20 protein-coding genes are annotated in these 19,968 nt (G+C 73.8%); 8 read left to right on the forward strand and 12 right to left on the reverse strand.

Annotated elements, in window-relative coordinates:
- Positions 1-23 precede the first annotated feature (23 nt).
- Both GJR97_RS03660 and GJR97_RS03665 read left to right on the forward strand, forming a co-directional pair.
- Positions 24-1,475: a dihydrolipoyl dehydrogenase family protein gene (locus GJR97_RS03660; RefSeq protein WP_154345134.1), complete on the forward strand. Its 1,452-nt coding sequence runs from the start codon at positions 24-26 to the stop codon at positions 1,473-1,475.
- A gap of 5 nt (positions 1,476-1,480) precedes the next feature.
- Complete coding sequence (locus GJR97_RS03665) at positions 1,481-1,870, forward strand: Fe-S oxidoreductase (RefSeq protein WP_154345295.1); 390 nt, start codon at positions 1,481-1,483, stop codon at positions 1,868-1,870.
- A gap of 99 nt (positions 1,871-1,969) precedes the next feature.
- Here the strand turns inward: GJR97_RS03665 and GJR97_RS03670 are convergent, their stop codons facing one another.
- From GJR97_RS03670 to GJR97_RS03695, 6 genes are all read right to left on the reverse strand, one after another.
- Positions 1,970-3,001, reverse strand: a complete 1,032-nt coding sequence (locus GJR97_RS03670) for an iron-siderophore ABC transporter substrate-binding protein (protein WP_324613111.1) — start codon at positions 2,999-3,001, stop codon at positions 1,970-1,972.
- Between the two features lie 71 nt (positions 3,002-3,072).
- Positions 3,073-3,909 (reverse strand): ABC transporter ATP-binding protein, encoded by an 837-nt coding sequence (locus GJR97_RS03675; RefSeq protein ID WP_154345135.1) that lies wholly within the window; start codon positions 3,907-3,909, stop codon positions 3,073-3,075.
- Complete coding sequence (locus tag GJR97_RS03680) at positions 3,906-5,006, reverse strand: FecCD family ABC transporter permease (protein ID WP_154345136.1); 1,101 nt, start codon at positions 5,004-5,006, stop codon at positions 3,906-3,908. Before GJR97_RS03680 ends, GJR97_RS03675 begins: the two co-directional genes overlap by 4 nt.
- Positions 5,006-6,088 carry a FecCD family ABC transporter permease gene (locus tag GJR97_RS03685; RefSeq protein ID WP_324613112.1) on the reverse strand — a complete coding sequence of 361 codons (1,083 nt, stop codon included), beginning with the start codon at positions 6,086-6,088 and terminating at the stop codon, positions 5,006-5,008. The genes GJR97_RS03680 and GJR97_RS03685 overlap by 1 nt, the downstream gene beginning before the upstream one ends.
- A complete protein-coding gene (locus GJR97_RS03690) occupies positions 6,085-7,056 on the reverse strand; it encodes a siderophore-interacting protein (protein ID WP_154345137.1) in 972 nt (323 codons plus the stop codon). The genes GJR97_RS03685 and GJR97_RS03690 overlap by 4 nt, the downstream gene beginning before the upstream one ends.
- A gap of 84 nt (positions 7,057-7,140) precedes the next feature.
- Entirely contained in the window at positions 7,141-8,577 is a 1,437-nt protein-coding gene (locus tag GJR97_RS03695) for an amidase (RefSeq protein WP_324613113.1), read from the reverse strand.
- A gap of 54 nt (positions 8,578-8,631) precedes the next feature.
- On the opposite strand from GJR97_RS03695, the gene GJR97_RS03700 reads away from it, so the two are divergent.
- On the forward strand, positions 8,632-9,276 hold the full coding sequence (locus GJR97_RS03700; RefSeq protein WP_154345138.1) for a hypothetical protein: 645 nt from the start codon (positions 8,632-8,634) through the stop codon (positions 9,274-9,276).
- 18 nt (positions 9,277-9,294) lie between these two features.
- Here GJR97_RS03700 and GJR97_RS03705 read toward each other — a convergent pair whose 3' ends face one another.
- From GJR97_RS03705 to GJR97_RS03730, 6 genes are read right to left on the reverse strand one after another with little or no spacing between them, the layout of a single operon-like run.
- Entirely contained in the window at positions 9,295-9,873 is a 579-nt protein-coding gene (locus tag GJR97_RS03705; RefSeq protein ID WP_154345139.1) for a GNAT family N-acetyltransferase, read from the reverse strand.
- A 50-nt stretch (positions 9,874-9,923) separates the two neighbouring features.
- Positions 9,924-10,616: a uracil-DNA glycosylase gene (locus GJR97_RS03710; protein WP_154345140.1), complete on the reverse strand. Its 693-nt coding sequence runs from the start codon at positions 10,614-10,616 to the stop codon at positions 9,924-9,926.
- Entirely contained in the window at positions 10,616-11,338 is a 723-nt protein-coding gene (locus tag GJR97_RS03715) for a type 1 glutamine amidotransferase family protein (RefSeq protein WP_154345141.1), read from the reverse strand. Before GJR97_RS03715 ends, GJR97_RS03710 begins: the two co-directional genes overlap by 1 nt.
- A complete protein-coding gene (locus tag GJR97_RS03720; RefSeq protein ID WP_154345142.1) occupies positions 11,335-11,859 on the reverse strand; it encodes a phosphoribosyltransferase in 525 nt (174 codons plus the stop codon). The genes GJR97_RS03715 and GJR97_RS03720 overlap by 4 nt, the downstream gene beginning before the upstream one ends.
- Positions 11,860-11,869: 10 nt before the next feature.
- Positions 11,870-12,631, reverse strand: a complete 762-nt coding sequence (locus GJR97_RS03725) for a potassium channel family protein (protein WP_154345143.1) — start codon at positions 12,629-12,631, stop codon at positions 11,870-11,872.
- Positions 12,628-13,416: an SDR family oxidoreductase gene (locus GJR97_RS03730; RefSeq protein ID WP_154345144.1), complete on the reverse strand. Its 789-nt coding sequence runs from the start codon at positions 13,414-13,416 to the stop codon at positions 12,628-12,630. Before GJR97_RS03730 ends, GJR97_RS03725 begins: the two co-directional genes overlap by 4 nt.
- 64 nt (positions 13,417-13,480) lie before the next feature.
- On the opposite strand from GJR97_RS03730, the gene GJR97_RS03735 reads away from it, so the two are divergent.
- The 5 genes from GJR97_RS03735 (at position 13,481) to GJR97_RS18065 (ending at position 19,968) form a co-directional block, all read left to right on the forward strand.
- Positions 13,481-14,635 carry an acyltransferase family protein gene (locus GJR97_RS03735; RefSeq protein ID WP_154345145.1) on the forward strand — a complete coding sequence of 385 codons (1,155 nt, stop codon included), beginning with the start codon at positions 13,481-13,483 and terminating at the stop codon, positions 14,633-14,635.
- Between the two features lie 99 nt (positions 14,636-14,734).
- Entirely contained in the window at positions 14,735-16,060 is a 1,326-nt protein-coding gene (locus tag GJR97_RS03740) for a bifunctional o-acetylhomoserine/o-acetylserine sulfhydrylase (RefSeq protein ID WP_154345146.1), read from the forward strand.
- A gap of 114 nt (positions 16,061-16,174) precedes the next feature.
- Positions 16,175-17,383 carry a homoserine O-acetyltransferase MetX gene (gene metX / locus GJR97_RS03745; protein WP_154345147.1) on the forward strand — a complete coding sequence of 403 codons (1,209 nt, stop codon included), beginning with the start codon at positions 16,175-16,177 and terminating at the stop codon, positions 17,381-17,383.
- Between the two features lie 120 nt (positions 17,384-17,503).
- Positions 17,504-18,661 (forward strand): sensor histidine kinase, encoded by a 1,158-nt coding sequence (locus tag GJR97_RS03750; protein WP_154345148.1) that lies wholly within the window; start codon positions 17,504-17,506, stop codon positions 18,659-18,661.
- Positions 18,658-19,968, forward strand: coding sequence for a hypothetical protein (locus tag GJR97_RS18065; RefSeq protein WP_229275947.1), 1,311 nt, complete (start codon positions 18,658-18,660; stop codon positions 19,966-19,968). The genes GJR97_RS03750 and GJR97_RS18065 overlap by 4 nt, the downstream gene beginning before the upstream one ends.

Raw genomic sequence — 19,968 nt, forward strand, 5'->3', positions numbered from 1 at the left:
GATCCGGCGGGAAGGGGGCCCGCATGGCCAGGGAGTTCGACCTCATCGTGCTCGGCGCGGGGGCGGTCGGCGAGAACGTGGCCGACCGAGCCCGTGCCGCCGGCCTCGAGGTCGCCGTCGTCGAGCACCAGCTGGTCGGCGGCGAGTGCACCTTCTGGGCGTGCGTGCCCTCGAAGACGCTGTTGCGCAGCGGGCTCGCGCTGCGCGCCGCGCAGCGCGTCCCGGGTGCGGCCGAGGCCGTGACGGGGAGGCTCGACGCCGAAGCCACGTTCCGGCGTCGCGACTACTGGACCTCCGAGTGGCGCGATGCCGGCGGCGTGCACTGGCTGACCGGCATCGGCGCGGTGCTCGTGCGAGGCCACGGGCGGCTCGCCGGCGAGCGGCGGGTCCTCGTGACGCCCACCGACGGCGGCCCGGAGGAGGAGCTCCTGGCGCGGCACGCGGTGGCCGTCTGCACCGGGTCGGATCCAGTGGTCCCGGACATCCCCGGACTCGCCGATGCCGGACCCTGGGTGAGTCGCGACGCCACGAGTTCGCACCGGGTGCCCGGCCGCCTGGCGATCATCGGCGGCGGCGTCGTCGCCGTCGAGATGGCGACCGCCTACGCGGGCCTCGGCTCCGAGGTGACGATGCTGGTCCGGCACGGGCTGCTGGGTTCGCTCGAGCCCTTCGCCGCCGAGGCGGTCGGCGAGGGCCTCGCGGACCTCGGCGTCGAGGTCCGCTTCGGGGTCAGCGCGCGCCGCGTCGAGCGGAACGGATCGAACGAGGTCGTGCTCGACCTCGACGACGACTCGACCCTGACCGCCGACGAGGTGCTCGTGGCGACCGGGCGCCGGCCGCGCTCCACGGGGCTGGGCCTCGAGACCGCGGGCCTCGAACCGGGGTCGCCGATCGAGGTGGACGACACCCTCGCCGCCACCGCGGTCCCCGCCGTCGACGGGGCGCCGTGGCTGTATGCAGCCGGCGACGTGGTGGGGCGCGCCGAGTTCACGCACCAGGGCAAGTACCAGGCGCGCGCTGCGGGCGACGTCATCGCCGCTCGCGCTCTCGGCCGCCCGGTGGACGCGGGCCGCTACGGCGTGCACGCGGCGACGGCCGACCACACGGCCGTGCCGAGCGTCGTGTTCTCGGACCCCGAGGTCGGCAGCGTCGGCCTCACGAGCGCCGAAGCGGCGGATCGGGGCCTGGCGGTGCGCACGCCCGAGGTGCCGTTCTCGAGCGTGAGCGGCGCCGGCATCCTCGCCGACGACTACCGCGGACGAGCCCGTCTCGTGATCGACGCGGACCGCGACGTCGTGGTCGGAGCGACGTTCGTCGGGCAGGGCGTCTCCGAACTCGTCCAGCAGGCGACGATCGCGATCGTCGGCGAGGTGCCCGTCTCGCGCCTGTGGCACGCGGTCCCGGCATTCCCCACGCTGAGCGAGGTGTGGTTGCGGCTGCTCGAGGCCGACGGCCGACCCGAGGTCGCCGAGTGAGCCGGATGGTGCGGGTCCGCCTGACCGACTCCCCCATCAGCAGCGCGGGCTACTGGTGGGCCACGGCGGTCGGCTTCGCGTGGGGCTTCCTGTGGAGCCGTGGGCGCGTCGAGGTGCGCCACGGACTCGTCGTGTTCCGAGGGATGCCGCGCTGGACGTTCGGTCGCGGCGGCTCGTGCGTCGGCGGCTGCTACCTGACCGACCGGAACGACTCCGACGCGGTGCTCGGACACGAGGTCGTCCACCGGGAGCAGTGGCGTACGTACGGACTGCTCTTCCCGATCCTGTACTGGATGTCGGGGCGGAACCCGCTGACGAACCGGTTCGAGATCGAGGCCGGGCTCGAGGCCGGCGGCTACCTCCCGCGGAAGCGCACTCGGTCCGCCGACCGCTGAGACCCGATCGCCCGACGTCGCGGCGGTCGGCCCGAGACGGGACGAGGCGGGCCGGTCTCCTCGTGGGAGTCCGGCCCGCCGCCCACGCTCAGCGCGTGGTCACTGCTCGACGACGCCCGAGATCGCCCCGACGAGCGAGGGCAGCCCGCCCTCCCAGTCGAAGCTCAGCGCGGTGGGCGGCGACACCGACGAGACCGTCACGGGGTCGAACACCTGGGCGACGGCGCCCGCCGCGACCGCCGGGATGGCCTGCAGCTCGGGCTTGGCGAGGAAGGCGTCGGCCTCCTCCTTGCTGCCGTGGTAGCTGACGATGACGTCGGCGTCGAGCTGGTCGAGCTGCTCGTAGCTCAGCTCGTAGTAGAAGCCGCCGTCGCTCGTGTCGAGCTCGGAGACGCTCGGGGCGACCTCGAGTCCCAGTTCGGTCAGGACCTCGATGCGGGAGTCCGCGGCGGTGTAGACGTAGACGAATCCGTCGCCGTCCCACACGCCGGCGAAGGTCGTGCCGGCGAAGTCGGGGTGCGCGGCCGCCTGCTCCGCGAGGCCGTCGGAGATGTCCTGCAGCACCGCGGCGCCCTCGTCCGGCCTGCCGAGCGCCTCGGCCGTGATCTCGATCACCTTGTCCCACGGGGTGGTCCACGGCGCCTCGGGGTAGGCGACGACGGGGGCGATCTCGGAGAGCGTGTCGTACTGCTCCTCGGTGATGCCGGAGTACGGCGCGAGGATCAGGTCGGGCTCGGCCGCGATGAACTCCTCGTAGGGGATGGTCGCGCCGCCCTCGGGGTCGGGGATGAGGGCGGGAAGGTCCTCGCCGGCCTCGTCGTAGGCGGCCTCGACCCACGGGAGGTAGTTGCCCTCGCCGACGGTCCAGGCCTGCTCGGCGATGGCGATCGGGTAGACGCCGACGGCGATGGCCGCCTCGGTCGAACCCCAGCCCCAGGTCGCGACGCGCTCGGGCGCGTCGTCGACGGTCGTCTCGCCGAAGGCGTGCTGGATCGTGACGGGGAAGCCCTCCGCGGAGCCGGAGCCCGCTCCGTCGGGGGCCGGGTCGGCCGACGCGGCCGAGCAGGCGGAGAGGGCGAGCGCGGTGACGGCGGCGCCGGCCACGGCGATGAGGGAACGTCGAAGACGCACGGATGCTCCTAGGTTCGGGGAGATTGGTAAGGCAAGGCTAACCTAAGTTACTTTCGAGCGCACACCGCGCGTCACTCGGGGTCGGCGGCGGAGTGGAACCGGCCGATCGGCACGACGAGCGGACTCCCCGACACCGGGTCGGGGATCACGCGCGCGTCGAGGCCGAACGCGTCGCGCACGGTCGAGGCGGTCAGCACCGACCCCGGGTCGCCCTCCGCGACGATCCTCCCGCCCGACATCACCACGAGGTGATCGGCATACCGGGCGGCCAGGTTCAACTCGTGCAGCACCATCACGACCGTCGCGCCCCGGTCGCGGTTGAGGGCGGTCAGCAGGTCGAGCAGTTCGAGCTGGTGCGTGACGTCGAGGAACGTGGTCGGCTCGTCGAGCAGCACGAGGTCGGTCTGCTGGGCGAGCACCATGGCGATCCACACGCGCTGGCGCTGTCCGCCCGAGAGCTCCTCGATCGGGCGCTCCGCGAGGTCGGCGATGCCGGTGTCGGCCAGCGCCTCGGCGACGACCGCGTCGTCGTCGCTCGAATGCCGCCCGAACCAGCCCTGGTGCGGGTATCGACCGCGCGCGACGAGGTCGGCCACGCGCACGCCGTCGGGCGCGATCGACGACTGGGGCAGGACCCCGATCCGACGGGCGACGTCGCGGCGCGGGATCCGCGAGACGTCGCTGCCGTCGAGGAGCACGCGTCCCGCCTCGAGCGGATGCAGCCGCGCGAGCCCCCGCAGCAGGGTCGACTTGCCGCACGCGTTCGGGCCGACGATCGCCGTGATGCGGCCCGACGGGATCGCGAGGTCGAGCCCGTCGATGATGCGACGACCGTCGTAGCCGAGGCTGATCCCCTCGGCGACCAGGCCCTCGACGACCGCGGGCGGAGGAACGGGGAGGGAGCTCATGCGCGGGTCCTCTCGGTGCGGGCGAGCAGCCACAGCAGGTACGGAGCGCCGATCACGCCGGTCACGACGCCCAGCGGTGCGGTGAAGCCGGGGATCGCGAACTGCCCGGCGACGTCGGCGCCGAGCGTCAGCACGCCCCCGACGACCGCCGCAGCCCCGACGGCCGCTCCCCCGCGACCCACGAGCCGCCGCGCGACCGCCGGGGCGATCAGCGCGACGAACGCGATGGGTCCGGCGACGGAGGTCGCGAACGCCACGAGCGCGACCGCGACGACGAGGAGCGCCACGCGCGCCGCATCCGTCCGGACCCCGAGCGCCCTGGCGTGGTCGTCGCCGAGCGCCAACGGCCGGAGCGCCCGCGTGAGGAACACGAGGACGACCCCGCACGCGGCGGTCCCGACCACGAGCAGCCAGAGTTCGTCGCCGCGGACGTCCGCCACGCTGCCGACCGTCCAGTGCAGCGCGGTCTGCGCCTCGCGCACCTCGGCGCGGGCCAGCAGCCAGGCGACCACGGACCCGCAGAGGTAGGCCATGCCGACGCCCACGAGCACGAAGCGCACGCCGTGCAGTCCCTGCCGCCACGCCGCCAGCCAGATCACGATCGCCACGACGAGGCCGCCGCCGAACGCGGAGCCCGCCACGATCGCGCCGCCGGCGCCGATCCCGAGGATCGCCCAGACGGCGCCGAGGCTCGCACCCGCGGAGATGCCCAGGATGTCGGGGCTCGCCAGCGGGTTGCGCAGCGTCGACTGGAAGACCGCCCCGGCCAGCGCGAACGCCACGCCCACGACGAGCGCGGCGAGGATCCGCGGGAGGCGCAGGTCGAACACGACGAATCGGTCGATGCGCTCCCCACCCCCGAGGAGGACCGAGATCACGCGATCGGGCGTCACCCCGGCGGCGCCGAACGAGAGCGCTGCGAGCGCGATGGCCGCGGCGAGGCCGGCGCCGACGACCACGACGGAGACGCGACGGCGTCGGGCGGCCCGGCGGACGGCGCCGATCGCCGAGGCGTCGATGCGCTCGCCGCTCGGAGCGGGCCGTGCGAGCCGCTCGCCCGGCACCTCGGGTCCGGTCGTGACGCGTGCGGCGCCCATCAGAGCCCCGCCACCCGTCGACTCCTCGCGATGGCGATGAGCACCGGCGCGCCGAGGAACGCCGCGACGACGCCGGCCTCGAGTTCGGAGTTCGGCACGACGAGGCGCCCGATGACGTCGGCCGAGAGCAGCATGATCGGCCCCAGGAGGACGGCGAGCGCGGTGATCCGGCGGTAGTCGCTGCCGATCAGTCGCCGCGCCGCGTGCGGCACGACGAGACCGACGAGCGCGATCGGTCCGGCGAGCGCGACCGCCGTGCCGCAGAGGAGCACGAGCGCGAGCCCGGCGACGGCGCGGGTGATGCCGACGCGCTGGCCGAGGGCGGATGCCACGTCGTCGCCGAGCGCGAGCAGGTCGAGCCGGTGGGCGAGCGTCGCGGCGAGCACGACCCCGACCGCGAGGAACGGCCACAGTGCCGCGACGGTCGACAGGTCGCGCCCGGTGAGCGAGCCGACCGCCCAGAAGCGGTACTGGTTGAACGCCTCCGTGTCCCGGAGCAGGACGAGTGCGATGAGCGGCGTGAGCAGGGCCGTGAGCGCCGCCCCGACGAGCGCGAGCCGGACCGGCTGCGCCCCGCCGATCGCGAACACGACCGCGGCGGCCGCCGTGGCGCCGGCGAAGGCGAACCAGATGAACCCGAGCGGCGCGGTCACGCCGAGCAGCGAGATGCAGAGCACGACGGCGAGCGACGCACCGGCGTTGATGCCGAGGAGGCCGGGATCGGCGATCGGGTTGCGGGTCACGCCCTGGATGAGCGTGCCCGCGAGCCCGAGTGCGACGCCTGCGGCCAGGCCGATCACGGTCCGCGGGATCCGCAGTTGCACCACCACGGCCTGGTCGGGGTCCGTGAGGTCGGGACGGACGAGGGCCTGCCAGACCTCGGCGGCGTCGATCGCGCGGACCCCGAGCGCGAGGCTCGCCGCGACCACGACGAGGAGCGCGATCGCACTCCCGATGAGCACGAGCGCGGCGCGTCGGGCGCGCGGCGGCGGGCCGCCCGACGCGGGGCGTCGGCCGACGCCGATGCGCGTGGCGGGCGCCGCGATCGGCGACGCCTCCGCCGAGACGGATGCGGCGTTCACGCCAGTTCGGCGCGGCCCCGCCGCCAGTACCCCATGAACGCCACCTGTCGGCGGTCGAGGCCGGCCTCCCGCACGAGGAAGCGGCGGAGCGCCGTGATGACGGATGCCTCGCCCGCGAGCCATGCGTAGCAGTCGCCGTCGAGGCTCGTGCCCTCGGGCACGTCCCAGAGGACGCCGTGGGCGTCGGCCGCCGCCTCGAGCTCGGCGAGCGTCCGGCGTGCCGACTCGGCGGCCGCCGACGCGGGATCGGCGCAGTCGCGGAGCCAGCAGGTGCGGGCGACCCAGTCGCGGACCGCCGGCACGAGCCGTTCGCCGTGCGACTGCGACTCCGAGCGGGCGAGCCAGCGCACCTCGACGCCGACGGGCGGCGCGACCTCGAGCACGTCCTCGGCGCTCGGGACCTCGATGATCGCGGCTCCCTCGGCGTCGGCCGGCAGGGACTCGAGGATCGCGCAAATCGCGGGCGCCGCGGTCTCGTCGCCGGCGAGCAGCACGGTCTCGACGGCGCCGGGGCGCCAGTCGATGCCGACGGTCCTCCCCGCGCTCAGTTCGTCGGGGCCGACGAGCACGATCTCGTCACCGGGCTGCGCGCGTGTCGCCCACGCCGAGCCGGGACCGGTGTCGCCATGGGCGACGAAGTCGACGTCGACCTCGCGGACCTCGGGGCGCACGGCCCGGATCGTGTAGGTGCGGAACGGGTTGCGCCGCTCGGCCGGCAGCTCGCGCCACGCCGAGTACCAGTCCTCGCCGTCCGGGAAGTGCGCGAAGCCCGAGTCGCCGAGGGGCAGCACGACCTTCACCCGTTGGTCGAGCCCGGCGGTGCCGAACTCGGCGAGTTCCTCCCCCGCGAAGGTCACGCGCGTGAAATGCGGCGTGAGTCGTCGCACGCGGGCGACGTTCGCACGGAAGCCGCGATAGGCGGGACGCGGACGCGCGAGCGCGGCGACTCCGGCAAGTGAGGTAAGCATTACCTAAGTCTTGCACACGCCCGCGAGCGGATCACGCCGGAGAACGGCCACTCCCCGCCGTCACCGACGCGGCCGCGGCATCCGTCACCACACCGGCGGGCGGCGTCGACCGCGACGCGCGGCGCGCTCGAGCTGTGCTGCGAGCGCGAAGAGGGTCGCCTCGCCGCCGGGCCGCCCGATGAGCTGGACGCCCATCGGCAGGCCCTCCTCCGTGTCGTGCACCGGCAGCGTCAGCGCGGGCAGGCCCGCGACGTTGACGAACGACGTGTACGGCGTGAAGCGCACCTGCTGCGCGAAGTTCTCCTCCGCGTCCTCGGCGTCGTACCAGCCGACCGGACGCGGCGTCAGCGCGAGCGCCGGCGTGAGGACCACGTCGACCGGCGAGAACCGCGCGATGGTCCGCCGCTCGAAGCCCGCGAGCCACCCGAGGGCCCCTGCGAGCTCGCCCGCCGTGCGCTCCCGGCCGCGCGCGACGAGCCAGCGGGTGAGCGGCTCGAGCGCGTCCTCCTCGCCGCCGGGCACCGGGATCCCGGCTGCGCCGGACTGCCAGATCGTGCGGAAGGCCTCGGGGTACCCGGGTTCCGGGGCTGGCGCGAGCTCGTCCACGCCGTGACCGAGCCGGTCGAGGAGCGCGATCGCGTGCTCGAATGCGGCGCGCGGCGCGTCCTCGACCCGGATGTCGGTGAAGTCGTCCCACGGCGTGTCGAGCATCACCCCGACCTGGTACCGCCCTTCGCCGCGGATCGCCGCGCCGAGGTAAGGTCCGTCCTCCCCCGGCGCGCGCAGGGCGAACGGATGCCTCGGCGGGTAGCCCCGCGGCGCGATGAGGCCGTCGAGCAGGAGGGCCGCATCGGCGACCGTCCGGGCGAGCGGGCCGACCACGCCGAGTCCGGCGAGCCGGTCGATGCCGGAACCCGACGGGACGCGGCCCCGCGACGGCTTCACGCCGACGAGGCCGCATGACGCCGCGGGGATGCGGATCGATCCGCCGCCGTCGCTGCCCGGCGCGAACGGCAGGAGGCCCGCGGCCACGGCCGCCGCAGCACCCCCGCTCGAGCCACCGGCTCCGAGCCCGAGGTCCCACGGGTTGCGCGCGGGGCGGCCGGCGAGCGGCTCGGTGTACGACGGCAGGCCGAACTCCGGCGTCGCCGTCTTGCCGAGGCTCACCGCCCCGGCGTCGTCGACGTCCCGGACGAGGTCGTCCGACTCGTCGGGCACGTCGCCGGCGAAGGCGCGCGAGCCGAACGCCGTCGGCACCCCGGCACGCGGGTGCAGGTCCTTGTCCGCCAGCGGCATGCCCCACAGCGGCGCGGCGTGCGCCACGTCGCGTCGGACGGCCCGCGCGCGCTCGCGCGCGCGTTCCGGCGTCACGAGGGCGAACGCCCCGACCTCCGGGTCGAGGCGCTCGATCCGTGCGAGGTAGTGCTCGGCGGCCTCGAGCGGCGTCACGTCGCCGCGCTGCAGGAGCTGGTGCAGCTCCAGCGCCGTGTACTCGTGCAGGTCCTCGTGCTGGTCGGCCACGTCCCGAGCCTACGCACCGTGGTCGCGCCGCCGCACCCGGGTAGAGTGGCGCGCGTGGCGGGGGTGGCTGGCACGCGCATCGTCGGTGCCGTTGCGCGGCATCCGCTGGCTTGGGGTGCCGCCTGGAGCAGCACGCTCGGCGTCGCCGCGGCGATCGGGATCGCGGCCGGCTGGCCGGCATGGCTGCTCGGCGCGCTGCTCGCGCTGCTCGTCGCCCCATCCCTCGCCGCGACCGTGACCGTGCTGCACGCCACGCCGCGGCGACGCTTCGACGAGCTGTCGTCGGTGTTCGGGCACTTCGTCGTCAGGTACCTCGCGCTCGTCGTCGGCGTCGTCGCCTGGAGCCTGTCCGTGGTCGTGGGCGCCGCCATCTCCGCGGTCATCCAGCTCGCCGCCGAGGGGCGCGAGGACGAGATCGTGGGCGTCGGCCTCGACATCATGCTCGTGATCGTGCCGACCGTGGTCGGCCTGCTGTGGGCGGCCTTCGTGGTCCGCTGCGCGTGGTTCCTGGCCCGCGTGCGCGGATGGCGCGCGGCACCGACCGCCGACGGCGTGCCCGACGGCATGCTCGCCGGGCGGCCGGCGATGCGCAGGCTCGTGGTCGGCCTCGCGCACCCGGCGTTGTTCGGGGCGGCGGGGCTGTTCGTCGCATGCGCACTGCCCGCGCTGTACGGCGGCGTCGAGCTGCTCCTCGACTGACCCCCGCCGCGACCCGCCCTACTTCAGGGTCTTCTGCAGGAGCACCGTGCCGAGCCAGCGATCGAACTTGAAGCCGACCCTCCCCATGCGCCCGATCTCGTGGAAGCCGAACCTCTCGTGGAGCCGGATCGACGCGTCGGCGCCCTGATCGGCGATCACGGCGATCATCTCCTTCAGGCCCGCCTCCCTCGACGCCTCGATGAGGGCGCCCAACAGGGCCTTCCCGAGCCCCTTGCCGGATGCCGCGGGGCCGAGGTAGATCGAGTTCTCGACCGTGTACCGGTAGGCGCGCTTCTGCTTCCAGGGCGAGACCAGCGCGTACCCCAGGAGCTGGCCGGAGGGCGACTCGGCCACGAGGAAGGGCATACCGAGCCGGCTCAGGTAGGAGTACTTCTGCTTCCACTCCCGGAGCGACATCGCCTCCTCATCGAAGGTGACGGTCGAGTTCGCGACGTAGTAGTTGTAGATCTCGCGAACCGCCGGCAGGTCGGCCGGCCGCGCAGGTCGGATCTCGAACGAGAACGGGGCTTCGGGCTCCTCCGTCTTCCGCAGGTGCCTCGGCAGGGACCGTCGCGCCTGGTATTCCTCCTCGAGCATCCCGCCATGCTACGCGCGCGAGGTTGCGAACGGATGACGGGGGGCCGGCGTCAGGCGGGGATCGCCCAATCCAGCGGCGCGCCGCCCTGCGCGACGAGCAGGTCGTTCGCCCGGCTGAACGGGCGCGAACCGAAGAACCCGCGGCTCGCCGAGAGCGGGCTGGGGTGGGCCGACTCGATGCGCGGCACGTCGCCGAGCAGCGGCGCGAGCGACTGCGCGTCACGACCCCACAGGATCGCCACGAGCGGACCGCCGCGAGCGACGAGCGTGCGGATCGCGTGGTCGGTCACGCGCTCCCACCCCATGCCCCGATGCGACGCCGGTTCGCCCGGCCGGACCGTGAGGACCCGGTTCAGCAGCATCACGCCGTGCGTGCTCCACGCGCCGAGGTCGCCGTGGGCGGCCGGCGGGATCCCGAGGTCGTCGGCGAGCTCGCGGTAGATGTTCGCGAGGCTGCGCGGGAGCGGTCGCACGTGGCGCTCGACGGCGAAGGAGAGGCCGATCGGGTGGCCCGGCGTCGGGTACGGATCCTGGCCCACGATGAGCACGCGGACCTCGGGCACGGGCTGGCGGAACGCGCGGAGCACCGCGTCGCCCGCGGGGAGGTATCCGCGCCCCTCGGCGACCTCGACGCGGAGGAGGTCGCCCATCCGGGCGATGTCGTCCGCCACCGGGGCGAGCGCATCGGCCCACGTCGCGTCGATGAGTCCCGCCTCGGCGAGCTCCGGAAGCGTCCGACCCATCAGCCGGAGATGCTCCGCACCGAGACCCCGTCGCCGTCGGCGGTGACGCTCCAGACGCTCCCGGCGCCCGCGACCCGGAGCCCAGCGGCGCCGATCGAGAACAGCGTGTCCTCGTCGATCGCGATGCCGCCGTCCACCAGGCGCGCCTCGGTCGCGGCGATGAGCCGCGTGAGCGTGCCCCACTGCGCCGCGTGGCAGTCGATCGTGAGGTCGACGAGCCCGATCCCCGCCTCGACCGTGACGTCGTCGAGGTCCTCGCCCGCCTCCTCGGGGGCGACCGGGACCCCGCCGATGCGCCAGCCGCCGAGGAGGGCGGTGTCGGACGCGATCGCCGCGCCCGCTGAGAACCCCAGGTAGGGCTCGTCGGCCGCGGCGCGGCGACGCAGCTCGGCGGCGATCGGCTCGACCGCCCGTCGGTACGCGGGGGTGAGCCCGCCGCCGACGAGCACGCCGTGCGTGCCGGCCAGCGAAGCCGGCGCGAACTCGCCGTCCTCGGGGACCACCGTGACGGCGGCCTCGACGTCGGCGACGGCCTCGAGCACGTCTCGCCAGCGGGCTGCGAGGAGGTCGGCCTCGTGGTCGGGCGCGACGAGCAGCACCGCGACGCGGGGGCGGTCGGCACCGGCCCGGCCGGCGGCCTCGGCCGCTTCGGCGAGGAACGGCGCGTAGACGGATGCCGCGTGGGCCGGGTCCCACCCGCCGCCGACGAGGTGCACGCTCATCGGGTCGCCTCCGTCGCCTCGACGGGCGGCAGCGCAGACCAGGGGAACACGATCCAGTCGTCGGTGCGCCGGTAGTCGTAGTCGGGCGCGAGCACGGTGTGCGACTTCGTGTAGAGCGTCGCGGTGCGCACGTCGGCGCCGGCATCGGCGAGCAGGTCGACGACCTTGCGCAGCGTCCGGCCGGAGTCGGAGACGTCGTCGACCAGCAGCACGCGGCGGCCCGAGAGCGCCGGCGCGTCGAGCATGGGCGGGTGCAGCACCGGCTCGGGCAGACGCTCGTCGACGCCCGTGTAGAACTCGACGTTGATCGAGCCGCACGACTTCGTGCCGAGCGCGTACGCGATCGCTCCCGCGAGCAGGAGCCCACCGCGGGCGATCGCGATCACCACGTCGGGCCGGAAGCCCGAACCGAGCACGTCGCCGGCCATCGAGCGCGCCGCGTCGCCGAAGTCCTCCCAGGTCAGGATCTCGCGCCGGATGCCGTCGCCGCCGGTCCCGGCGTCATTCGCGTCGAACGTCATGCCAGTCAGGCTACCGGCCGTCGGGGTCGCGATCCGGGTCGGCGTCGTCGTCCTCCGATCCGAGGTCGGGCAGGCCCGGGTCGAACCCCTCCCGCTCCGCCAGGATCGACGCACCCGGGCCGTGGCTGCGGATCGCCGCCAGCCGATCGTTCAGCACCGAGATGATCGTCGCCGAGGCGACGCCGACGATCGCGATCCCGCCGACCATGAGCAGCACCGCCCAGACCCTGCCGACGGTCGTGACGGGGTAGGTGTCGCCGTACCCCACGGTCGTCAGCGTGACGACCGCCCACCACAGCGCGTCGCCGAAGTTCGTGATCGTCGCACCCGGAGCATCGCGCTCGGCCTGCAGCGTCGCCAGCGCCAGGAAGAACACGTAGAGCACGGCGTAGATCACCGCGGTGATCACGAAGTTCGCACGCACGGCTTGCGCGGTGCGGCGCTGGAGGAACGGGAGGTGGCGCAGCAGCGTGACGGCCCGGAGTGCCCGGAAGACCGGGACCAGCACCGAGAGGAACTCGATCGGATGGTGCCAGGTGTAGGTCCACCGCGCTCCCGCCGGCGTCAGCACGAGGCGGACGACGAAGTCGATGAGGAACGCGATCCACGTGACGACCATCACGAGGTTCAGCACCGGTCGCCAACCCGACGAGATGTCCTCCGCCAGCACCCCGGCGGTGTAGGCCACGACGAACAGGAACCCCAGGACCGCCATGACCGGGGCGGTCCGGTCGACCCAGGCCCGACGGCGTTCGACGCGGCCGATCCTCATGCGCTCGGCCCCGCCTTGACCTCGAGCGGCCCCTTCGCGAGCCGGTGCGGCGCCGCCTGGGCGACGGGCTTCACCACGATGAGGTCGAGGTCGACGTGCCGGGGCTTGGAGATCGCGTCGACGATGACGCCGGCGATGTCCTCGGCGACCAGCGGCTCCGGGACGTCGTCGTAGACCGCGTCGGCGCGCGCCCGGTCTCCGCCGAAGCGCACGAGCGCGAACTCGTCGGTCCGCACCATCCCCGGCGCGACCTCGATCACGCGGATCGGTTCGCCGTTCAGCTCGAGTCGCAGCACCTCGGTCACCGCGTGCGCGGCGAACTTCGCCGCGTTGTACCCGCCTCCGCCGACGTACGCGACGTGCCCCGCGATGGAGGTCACGTTGACCACGTCGGCCACCCCGCGCTCGACCGCGCCGCGTCGGAGCAGCGGGAGGAGCGCGCTCGTGACGCGCTTCAGGCCCAGCACGTTGACCTCGAACATCCACGCCCAGTCGTCGAGGTCGGACTCCTCGACGGACGCGAGCCCCTTCGCACCGCCCGCGTTGTTCACGAGCGCGTGCGCGCCGCCCGACGCGGCGACGTGCTCGGCGAGCGCCGCGACATCCGCGTCGCTCGTGACGTCGGCGACGAACGGCACCGCGCCGGTCTCCTCGGCGAGCGCAGCGAGGCGATCGCCGCGACGAGCGACCGCGACCACCTCCCAGCCGGCGGCGACGAGCCCTCGCACCGTGGCCGCGCCGATCCCCGAACTCGCTCCCGTGACGACTGCGCGCAACTGGTCCATGCCGACATTCTGCCCGAGCGGGGGGCCGGGCCGCCGCCCGCGACCGGTGCGGGAGAATGGGCGGATGGAGCCGACCACCATGCCCCATGCCCCGCGGCCGCCGCACCGCAAGCGCCGCGTGCCGCTCTGGGACAACGCCCGATGGATCGCGATCACGCTCGTCGTGATCGGCCACGGGATCCTGCCGCTCATCGCCGAGGACGACGCGGCCTACAGCGTGTACCTCTTCATCTACTCGTTCCACGTGGCCGTCTTCGTCACGGTGTCCGGGTACTTCGCCAAGTCCGGACCGCCGAACGCACGCGCCATGCGGCAGGTCCTCACCGACATCGTCTTCCCGTACTTCATCTTCGAGACGATCTGGACGCTGATCCGGTTCGCCCTCGGCGGCGAGTTCGTGCTCGACTACACGACCGCGTCGTGGACGCTGTGGTTCCTCATCGCCCTCGCGATCTGGCGCATCGCCCTGCCCTACCTCGTGCTGCTCCGGTACCCGCTGCTCATCGCGATCGCGATCTCGATCGGCGCCGGCTACGCGGTCGACATCGACTCGACGCTCGCGCTCACGCGCACGTTCGGCATGTTCCCGTTCTTCGTCTTCGGCTGGAAGCTCCGGCAGCTGCGCATCACCGACCGCTGGCTCGACCTGTCGACCGCGGTCGCGTGGCGCTGGCGCGCCGGCGCGATCGCCCTGTTCTCGGTGCTCCTCGTCGTGCTGCCGATGGCGATCGAGACCTGGCGGGACCTCCGGCTCCGACGCTTCATGCTCTACGACGAGTCGTACGAGGCGATCGGCTACGACGAACCCTGGTCGGGCGCCATCAGGCTGTTCCTGCTGCTGCTCGCGATGCTCCTCGCGGTCGCGTTCCTCGTCCTGATGCCGCGCCGCGCGACGGCGTTCACCGCGTTCGGCAGCGCCACCATGTACATCTACCTGCTCCACTCGTTCGTCCTGTTCCCGCTGCGGGAGACCCCGCTCCTCGAGGGCGAGCAGCCCTGGTGGGTGCTGCCGGCGATGATCGTGTTCTGCGTCGGCGTCTCGGTGGTGCTCTCGCTGAAGCCGGTGCGACGTGTCTTCCGCCCGCTCGTCGAGCCGCGGGCGCGGTGGCTGTTCCGACCGGAGCCCACGACCGCGACCGGGACCATCGTGCTCCCGCCGGACGCGCTGCCCCCGCTCCCGGACTCCCCGAAGCCCCAGAAGCCCGACGCACGCGAATGACGCCGTGTTGCGGCGTCCGTTGAGCACCTGGCGGGCCGGACGTACGGTGGGCGACGGATGCGGCGGAGACCGCACTGCCGTTTCGTGAAGGAGTCCCACATGGCCGACCACGCCGCCGACTGGCGATTCGAGACCAAGCAGGTCCACTCGGGCGCCGCGCCCGATCCGGTGACGAAGGCACGCGCGACGCCGATCTACCAGACGACGTCGTACGTGTTCGACTCGTCGGAGCACGCGCAGAACCTCTTCGCGCTGGCCGAGTTCGGCAACATCTACACGCGCATCATGAACCCGACGCAGGCCGTGGTGGAGGAGCGCCTCGCCGCGCTCGAGGGCGGCAGCGGGGCCCTGCTCGTCGCATCGGGCCAGGCCGCCGAGACGTTCGCCGTGCTCAACATCGCGCAGGCGGGCGACCACATCGTCTCGTCGAGCTCGATCTACGGCGGCACGTACAACCTCTTCAAGTACACGCTCGCCAAGCTCGGCATCGAGACCACCTTCGTCGAGAACCAGGACGACGCCGACGAGTGGCGGCGTGCGGTCCGGCCGAACACGAAGCTGTTCTTCGCCGAGACCATCGGCAACCCGAAGATCAACGTCCTCGACATCGCCCTCGTGTCGGGCGTCGCGCACGACGCGGGCATCCCGCTCATCGTCGACAACACGATCGCGACGCCGTACCTGATCCGCCCGTTCGAGCACGGCGCCGACATCGTCATCCACTCGGCCACGAAGTTCCTCGGCGGCCACGGCACCGTCATCGGCGGCGTGATCGTCGACGGCGGCCGCTTCGAGTGGTCGAAGCACGTCGAGAAGTTCCCCGGCCTCACCGAGCCCGACCCGTCGTACCACGGCGCGAGCTACACCGCCGCGGTGGGCGACCCGCTCGCGTTCGTCATCAAGGCGCGCGTGCAGCTGCTGCGCGACCTCGGCGCGTCGATCGCTCCGGCGAGCGCCTGGCAGCTCATCCAGGGCATCGAGACGCTCTCGCTCCGCGTCGAGCGGCACACGCAGAACGCGCAGGAGATCGCGGAGTGGCTCGACAGCCACCCGGACGTGGCGCACGTGAACTACTCCGGCCTGCCGTCGAGCCCGTGGTACGCGGCGGCCAACCGGTACGCCCCGAAGGGCGTCGGCGCGGTGCTCTCGTTCGAGCTCAAGGGCGGCGTCGACGCCGGCCGTGCGCTCGTGGACAACCTGGCGCTCTTCAGCCACCTCGCGAACATCGGCGACGTCCGGTCGCTCGTCATCCACCCCGCCTCGACCACCCACTCGCAGCTGACGCCCGAGCAGCAGCTGACGAGCGGGGTGACGCCCGGCCTCGTCCGGCTGTCGGTGGGCATCGAGAACATCGACGACCTCAAGGCCGACCTCGAGGCCGGCCTCGCGGCAGCGCGTCGCGCGACCGAGGCGGCCCGCGTCTAGCACGAGACCGCACTCGAGACGGATGCCGCGTCCCGCGAGGGGCGCGGCATCCGCCGTCTCCCGCCCCGGCGTAACAGTGCCGCGTCCGTCCACCGCGTCGGGGAGAATCGGAGCATGGACTGGCAGACGACCTCGGAGACGGTGCCCGCGAGCGTCGTGCCCGAGGCCCGTGCCGCCCACCAGCTCGCCGGGCGCGCGCCCGCGACGGGCGCATGGCGCGAGGGCGACCCCGTCGGCGACCGTCGCTTCGCGAGGATCGGCGACCTCGGACTCGAGTCCGGCCAGGTCCTGCCCGACGTCCGCATCGCCTACGAGACGTGGGGCGAGCTCGATGCCGCGCGAGGGAACGCGATCCTCGTGCTGCACGCCCTGACCGGCGACAGCCACGTGGTCGGTCCCGCGGGCCCGGCGCATGCGAGCGCCGGCTGGTGGCCCGGTGTCGTCGGCCCGGGTCGCGTCATCGACACCGATCGCTGGTTCGTGGTCGCGCCGAACGTGCTGGGTGGATGCCAGGGCTCGACCGGTCCCGCGTCGGTCGCCCCGGACGGCGTCGAATGGGGCGCCAGGTTCCCCTTCGTCACGATCCGCGACCAGGTCGCCGCCCAGGTGGCCTTCGCCCGAGAGCTCGGGATCGAGCGCTTCGCCGCGGTCGTCGGCGGGTCCATGGGCGCCATGCACGTCCTCGAGTGGGCGCTCATGGCGCCCGAGTCGGTCGAGCGCATCGCGGTGCTCGCGGCGCCCGCCGCGACGACGGCCGACCAGATCGCGCTGAACTCCGTCCAGCTCGAGGCGGTGCGCAGCGACCCGGCGTTCCGCGGCGGCGCGTACTACGACGCACCGGACGGCGACGGGCCGACTCGCGGGCTCGCGCTCGCCCGGCGGATGGCCATGCTGAACTACCGCACGCCGATCGAACTCAACCAGCGCTTCGAACGCGGCTGGCAGTCCGACCTCGACCCGCTCGGCGGCGGCGGGCGGTTCGCGGTCGAGTCCTACCTCGACTTCCACGGCAACAAGTTCACCCGCCGGTTCGACGCGAACAGCTACCTCACGCTCACCGAGGCGATGAACTCGCACGACATCGGCCGCGGCCGCGGCGGAGTCGCCGCCGCCCTCAGCCGCATCGAGGCGGCCACGCTCGTGCTCGGCATCGACAGCGACCGGTACTTCTCGCTCGAGGGCCAGCGCGAGATCGCCGCCGGGGTCCGGCGGACGATCCACGGCGACGAGCCGGTCGTGCTGCGCTCCGACTACGGGCACGACGCGTTCCTGATCGAGGACGACGCCGTCGCCGCCGAGCTCGCGAGGCTCCTCGCCGACTGACCGGATACGGACGCCACGCCCCGGTTCGGGACCCGTGTCCCGCATACGGGGGTCGTTCTGAGCTATCTTCGAGAAGGGCGCTGCGTGCGGCGCGCACGGCGCCGACGGGCAGGGGGTGGCATGCGGCGGATCGACAAGGAGCGCGACCGGCTGCTGCGCCGGCTCGCGAGGGTCGGCGGCTTCACCGGCGCGGCGATCGCGCTGGCCTGCCTGATCGTGCCCGGCGCGATCGCGCCGTCCCGGTTCGCCCTCGCCGCGGCGCTCGTCGTGGGCATGGCGGTGCTCATCGGCCTCGCGACCGCACGCGGCGCGATGGCGGCGACCCTCGGCGCCATGGCCGCGGCGACCGTACTGCTGCTCGTCGTCGGCCTCGACCCGACGCTCGACCCGGCCGGTGCGACCGCGATGGCGGCCGTGGGCGCCCTGTCCGGCGCCGCCCTCGCGATCCCCCTGGTGGTCCGCCCGTCGGGACCCGCGGTGATCGTCGCGAGCGCCGCCTCCGTCCTCGTGGCGCTCGGGGCGTCCGCGGCATCCGGCGCCGACGTGCGCCTCGTCGTCGTCGCCACGGCCGCGGGCTGGATCGCCTGCGTGATCGTCGGGATCTGGCTCGCCCGCGCCATCGACCGCGCCGCGGAGCGGATCGACGAGGTCGGACGCGCGCACGAGGCCGAGCGACTGGCGAGCGAGTCCGAGGCCCAGCAGCGCCAGGATGCCCGGGTGCTGCACGACACGGTCCTCGCGACGCTCAGCCTCCTCGCGCACTCGGGCGTCGGGGTCGGCACCGGGCCCCTGCGCCAGCAGGCCGGCGACGACGCCCGACTGCTGAAGCAGTTGCGGCTCGGCGCCCCGCTCGACAACGGCTCGAGCGCGATCTTCTCCCCCGAGTCCACCGACGACGGACTCGGGGCCACCTTCGAGTCCGTCCGGCAGCGCTTCGCGCGTCTCGGGCTCGACGTCAACTGGCACGGGGCGAACCACCTCGTGCTGCCGAAGGACGCACTCGACGCGCTGCTCGGCGCGCTCGGCGAGTGCCTCGAGAACGTCCGCAGGCACGCCGGGGTGAGCGTCGCGGACGTCACGGTGACCGACGACGAGCACACGGTCCGGGCGATGGTGACCGACCAGGGCACCGGTTTCGAGCCGGCCGCGGTCGACCCCGCACGCCTCGGCTTCGCCGAGTCGGTCGTCGGACGCCTGCACGCCGTCGGGGGCCGCGCGCGGGTGTTCAGCTCGCCGGGGTCGGGGACGACGGTCATGCTGGAGGTGCCGAAGCCGTGAATCCGTTCCGCCGGACCCCCGCCACCGAGGCGTCGCCCGACACGACGCACGAGATCCAGTTCGATCGCCCGAGCAGGTCCGCCCGTGCCGCCGAGGACATCCGCAGCGCCCACGGCGGACGCCGCCTCGCGATCGGGGTCACCGCCGCGGCGGGCGTCATCGTCCTGGCCCACCTCGCCCATGCCGTGGGCCTCGTGGACGTCTTCCCGCCCGGCACGGGCTCGGGTCCGGCGTGGATCGCCTTCGCGGTCGTCGCGGTCGCCACGGTCGTCGCGACCCGCGGCCTGACCCGAGTGGCGGACTGGACGCACGTGCTCCTGCTCGCCGCGCTCGCGGTGCCCGTGGCGATGGACCTCACGGCGACCGCGGGCCTGCTGCACCTCGGGATCACGCCGACGGCAGCGCCGGCCGCCGCCGCGCTCCTCCTCCCGGTCGCGGCGCTGCGTGAGACGCGGACCCCGGTCGCGGCATCCGCGGTCATCGCCGGCGTCCTCGCGGTCGCGGCGCTCCTCCAGGTGCGGACCGCCGGGACGTGGACCGTCCCCGGACTCGCGATCGCCGCGACGGCGGTGGTCCCCGTGGTGCTCGTCGCGATGGGCGTCCGCGGATTCCGACGACTCGTCGGACGCGAGCTCGACCTCTCGCTGGTCCAGTCGACCGTCGCGACCCCGCGCTCGGCCGTGGGCATGCGCGCCTCGGAGGAGCTCGCCGAGCTCGACTACGACGCCGAGTCGCTGCTCGAGGACGTGGGATCCGGTCGCATCTCGATCCCGCTCCCGCCCGAGGCCGCCGAGCGCGCGGGAAGCCTCGCGGCACGCCTGCGCATCCGACTCATCGAGGGCCGCACCGACACGTGGCTGCGCCACGCGGTCACCGAGTCGGCGTACCTCAGCAGGCGCGTGAGCGTCGACGACGCGCAGGGCCTGGCCGGCCTGCTTTCACCGGCACAGCGCGAGGGGCTCCTCCTGGCGCTCTGGCTCGTCGCCGGCCAGCGACGACGCAAGGCGAACGAGCCCCCGCTCCAGGTCCGCGTCCACTGCCGGGAGACCGAGGTCGGGACGCCGGCCGACGACGATCCCGAGGGCGGCCCTCGACCCGGCGAGCTGGCGGGCGTCGCGATCGGACTCGACGTCTCGGGTCTCACGGCGCGCCGCGTCGATGCGGCGACATGGGACGCACTCGATAATGTCGGTGTACACGAGGTCGTTCCGGGTCCGGAGGGGTTCCGCATCGAGCTCGAGTGCCGGATCGACCCCACGGTCCGGAACCCGGCGCCGCCCAGCGCCGTCAACCCGAGGGGAGCATGA

It is taken from the genome of Agromyces kandeliae, from assembly GCF_009674665.1.
In the GTDB taxonomy this organism is placed as follows: Bacteria; Actinomycetota; Actinomycetes; order Actinomycetales; family Microbacteriaceae; genus Agromyces; species Agromyces kandeliae.

Excerpts from the sequence above, each read along its gene's own strand:
- GJR97_RS03660 (WP_154345134.1), top strand. The coding sequence starts at position 24 with ATGGCCAGGGAGTTCGACCTCATCGTGCTCGGCGCGGGGGCGGTCGGC.
- GJR97_RS03665 (WP_154345295.1), top strand. The coding sequence starts at position 1,481 with ATGGTGCGGGTCCGCCTGACCGACTCCCCCATCAGCAGCGCGGGCTAC.
- GJR97_RS03675 (WP_154345135.1), bottom strand. The coding sequence starts at position 3,909 with ATGAGCTCCCTCCCCGTTCCTCCGCCCGCGGTCGTCGAGGGCCTGGTC.
- GJR97_RS03680 (WP_154345136.1), bottom strand. The coding sequence starts at position 5,006 with ATGGGCGCCGCACGCGTCACGACCGGACCCGAGGTGCCGGGCGAGCGG.
- GJR97_RS03690 (WP_154345137.1), bottom strand. The coding sequence starts at position 7,056 with ATGCTTACCTCACTTGCCGGAGTCGCCGCGCTCGCGCGTCCGCGTCCC.
- GJR97_RS03705 (WP_154345139.1), bottom strand. The coding sequence starts at position 9,873 with ATGCTCGAGGAGGAATACCAGGCGCGACGGTCCCTGCCGAGGCACCTG.
- GJR97_RS03710 (WP_154345140.1), bottom strand. The coding sequence starts at position 10,616 with ATGGGTCGGACGCTTCCGGAGCTCGCCGAGGCGGGACTCATCGACGCG.
- GJR97_RS03715 (WP_154345141.1), bottom strand. The coding sequence starts at position 11,338 with ATGAGCGTGCACCTCGTCGGCGGCGGGTGGGACCCGGCCCACGCGGCA.
- GJR97_RS03720 (WP_154345142.1), bottom strand. The coding sequence starts at position 11,859 with ATGACGTTCGACGCGAATGACGCCGGGACCGGCGGCGACGGCATCCGG.
- GJR97_RS03725 (WP_154345143.1), bottom strand. The coding sequence starts at position 12,631 with ATGAGGATCGGCCGCGTCGAACGCCGTCGGGCCTGGGTCGACCGGACC.
- GJR97_RS03730 (WP_154345144.1), bottom strand. The coding sequence starts at position 13,416 with ATGGACCAGTTGCGCGCAGTCGTCACGGGAGCGAGTTCGGGGATCGGC.
- GJR97_RS03735 (WP_154345145.1), top strand. The coding sequence starts at position 13,481 with ATGGAGCCGACCACCATGCCCCATGCCCCGCGGCCGCCGCACCGCAAG.
- GJR97_RS03740 (WP_154345146.1), top strand. The coding sequence starts at position 14,735 with ATGGCCGACCACGCCGCCGACTGGCGATTCGAGACCAAGCAGGTCCAC.
- metX (WP_154345147.1), top strand. The coding sequence starts at position 16,175 with ATGGACTGGCAGACGACCTCGGAGACGGTGCCCGCGAGCGTCGTGCCC.
- GJR97_RS03750 (WP_154345148.1), top strand. The coding sequence starts at position 17,504 with ATGCGGCGGATCGACAAGGAGCGCGACCGGCTGCTGCGCCGGCTCGCG.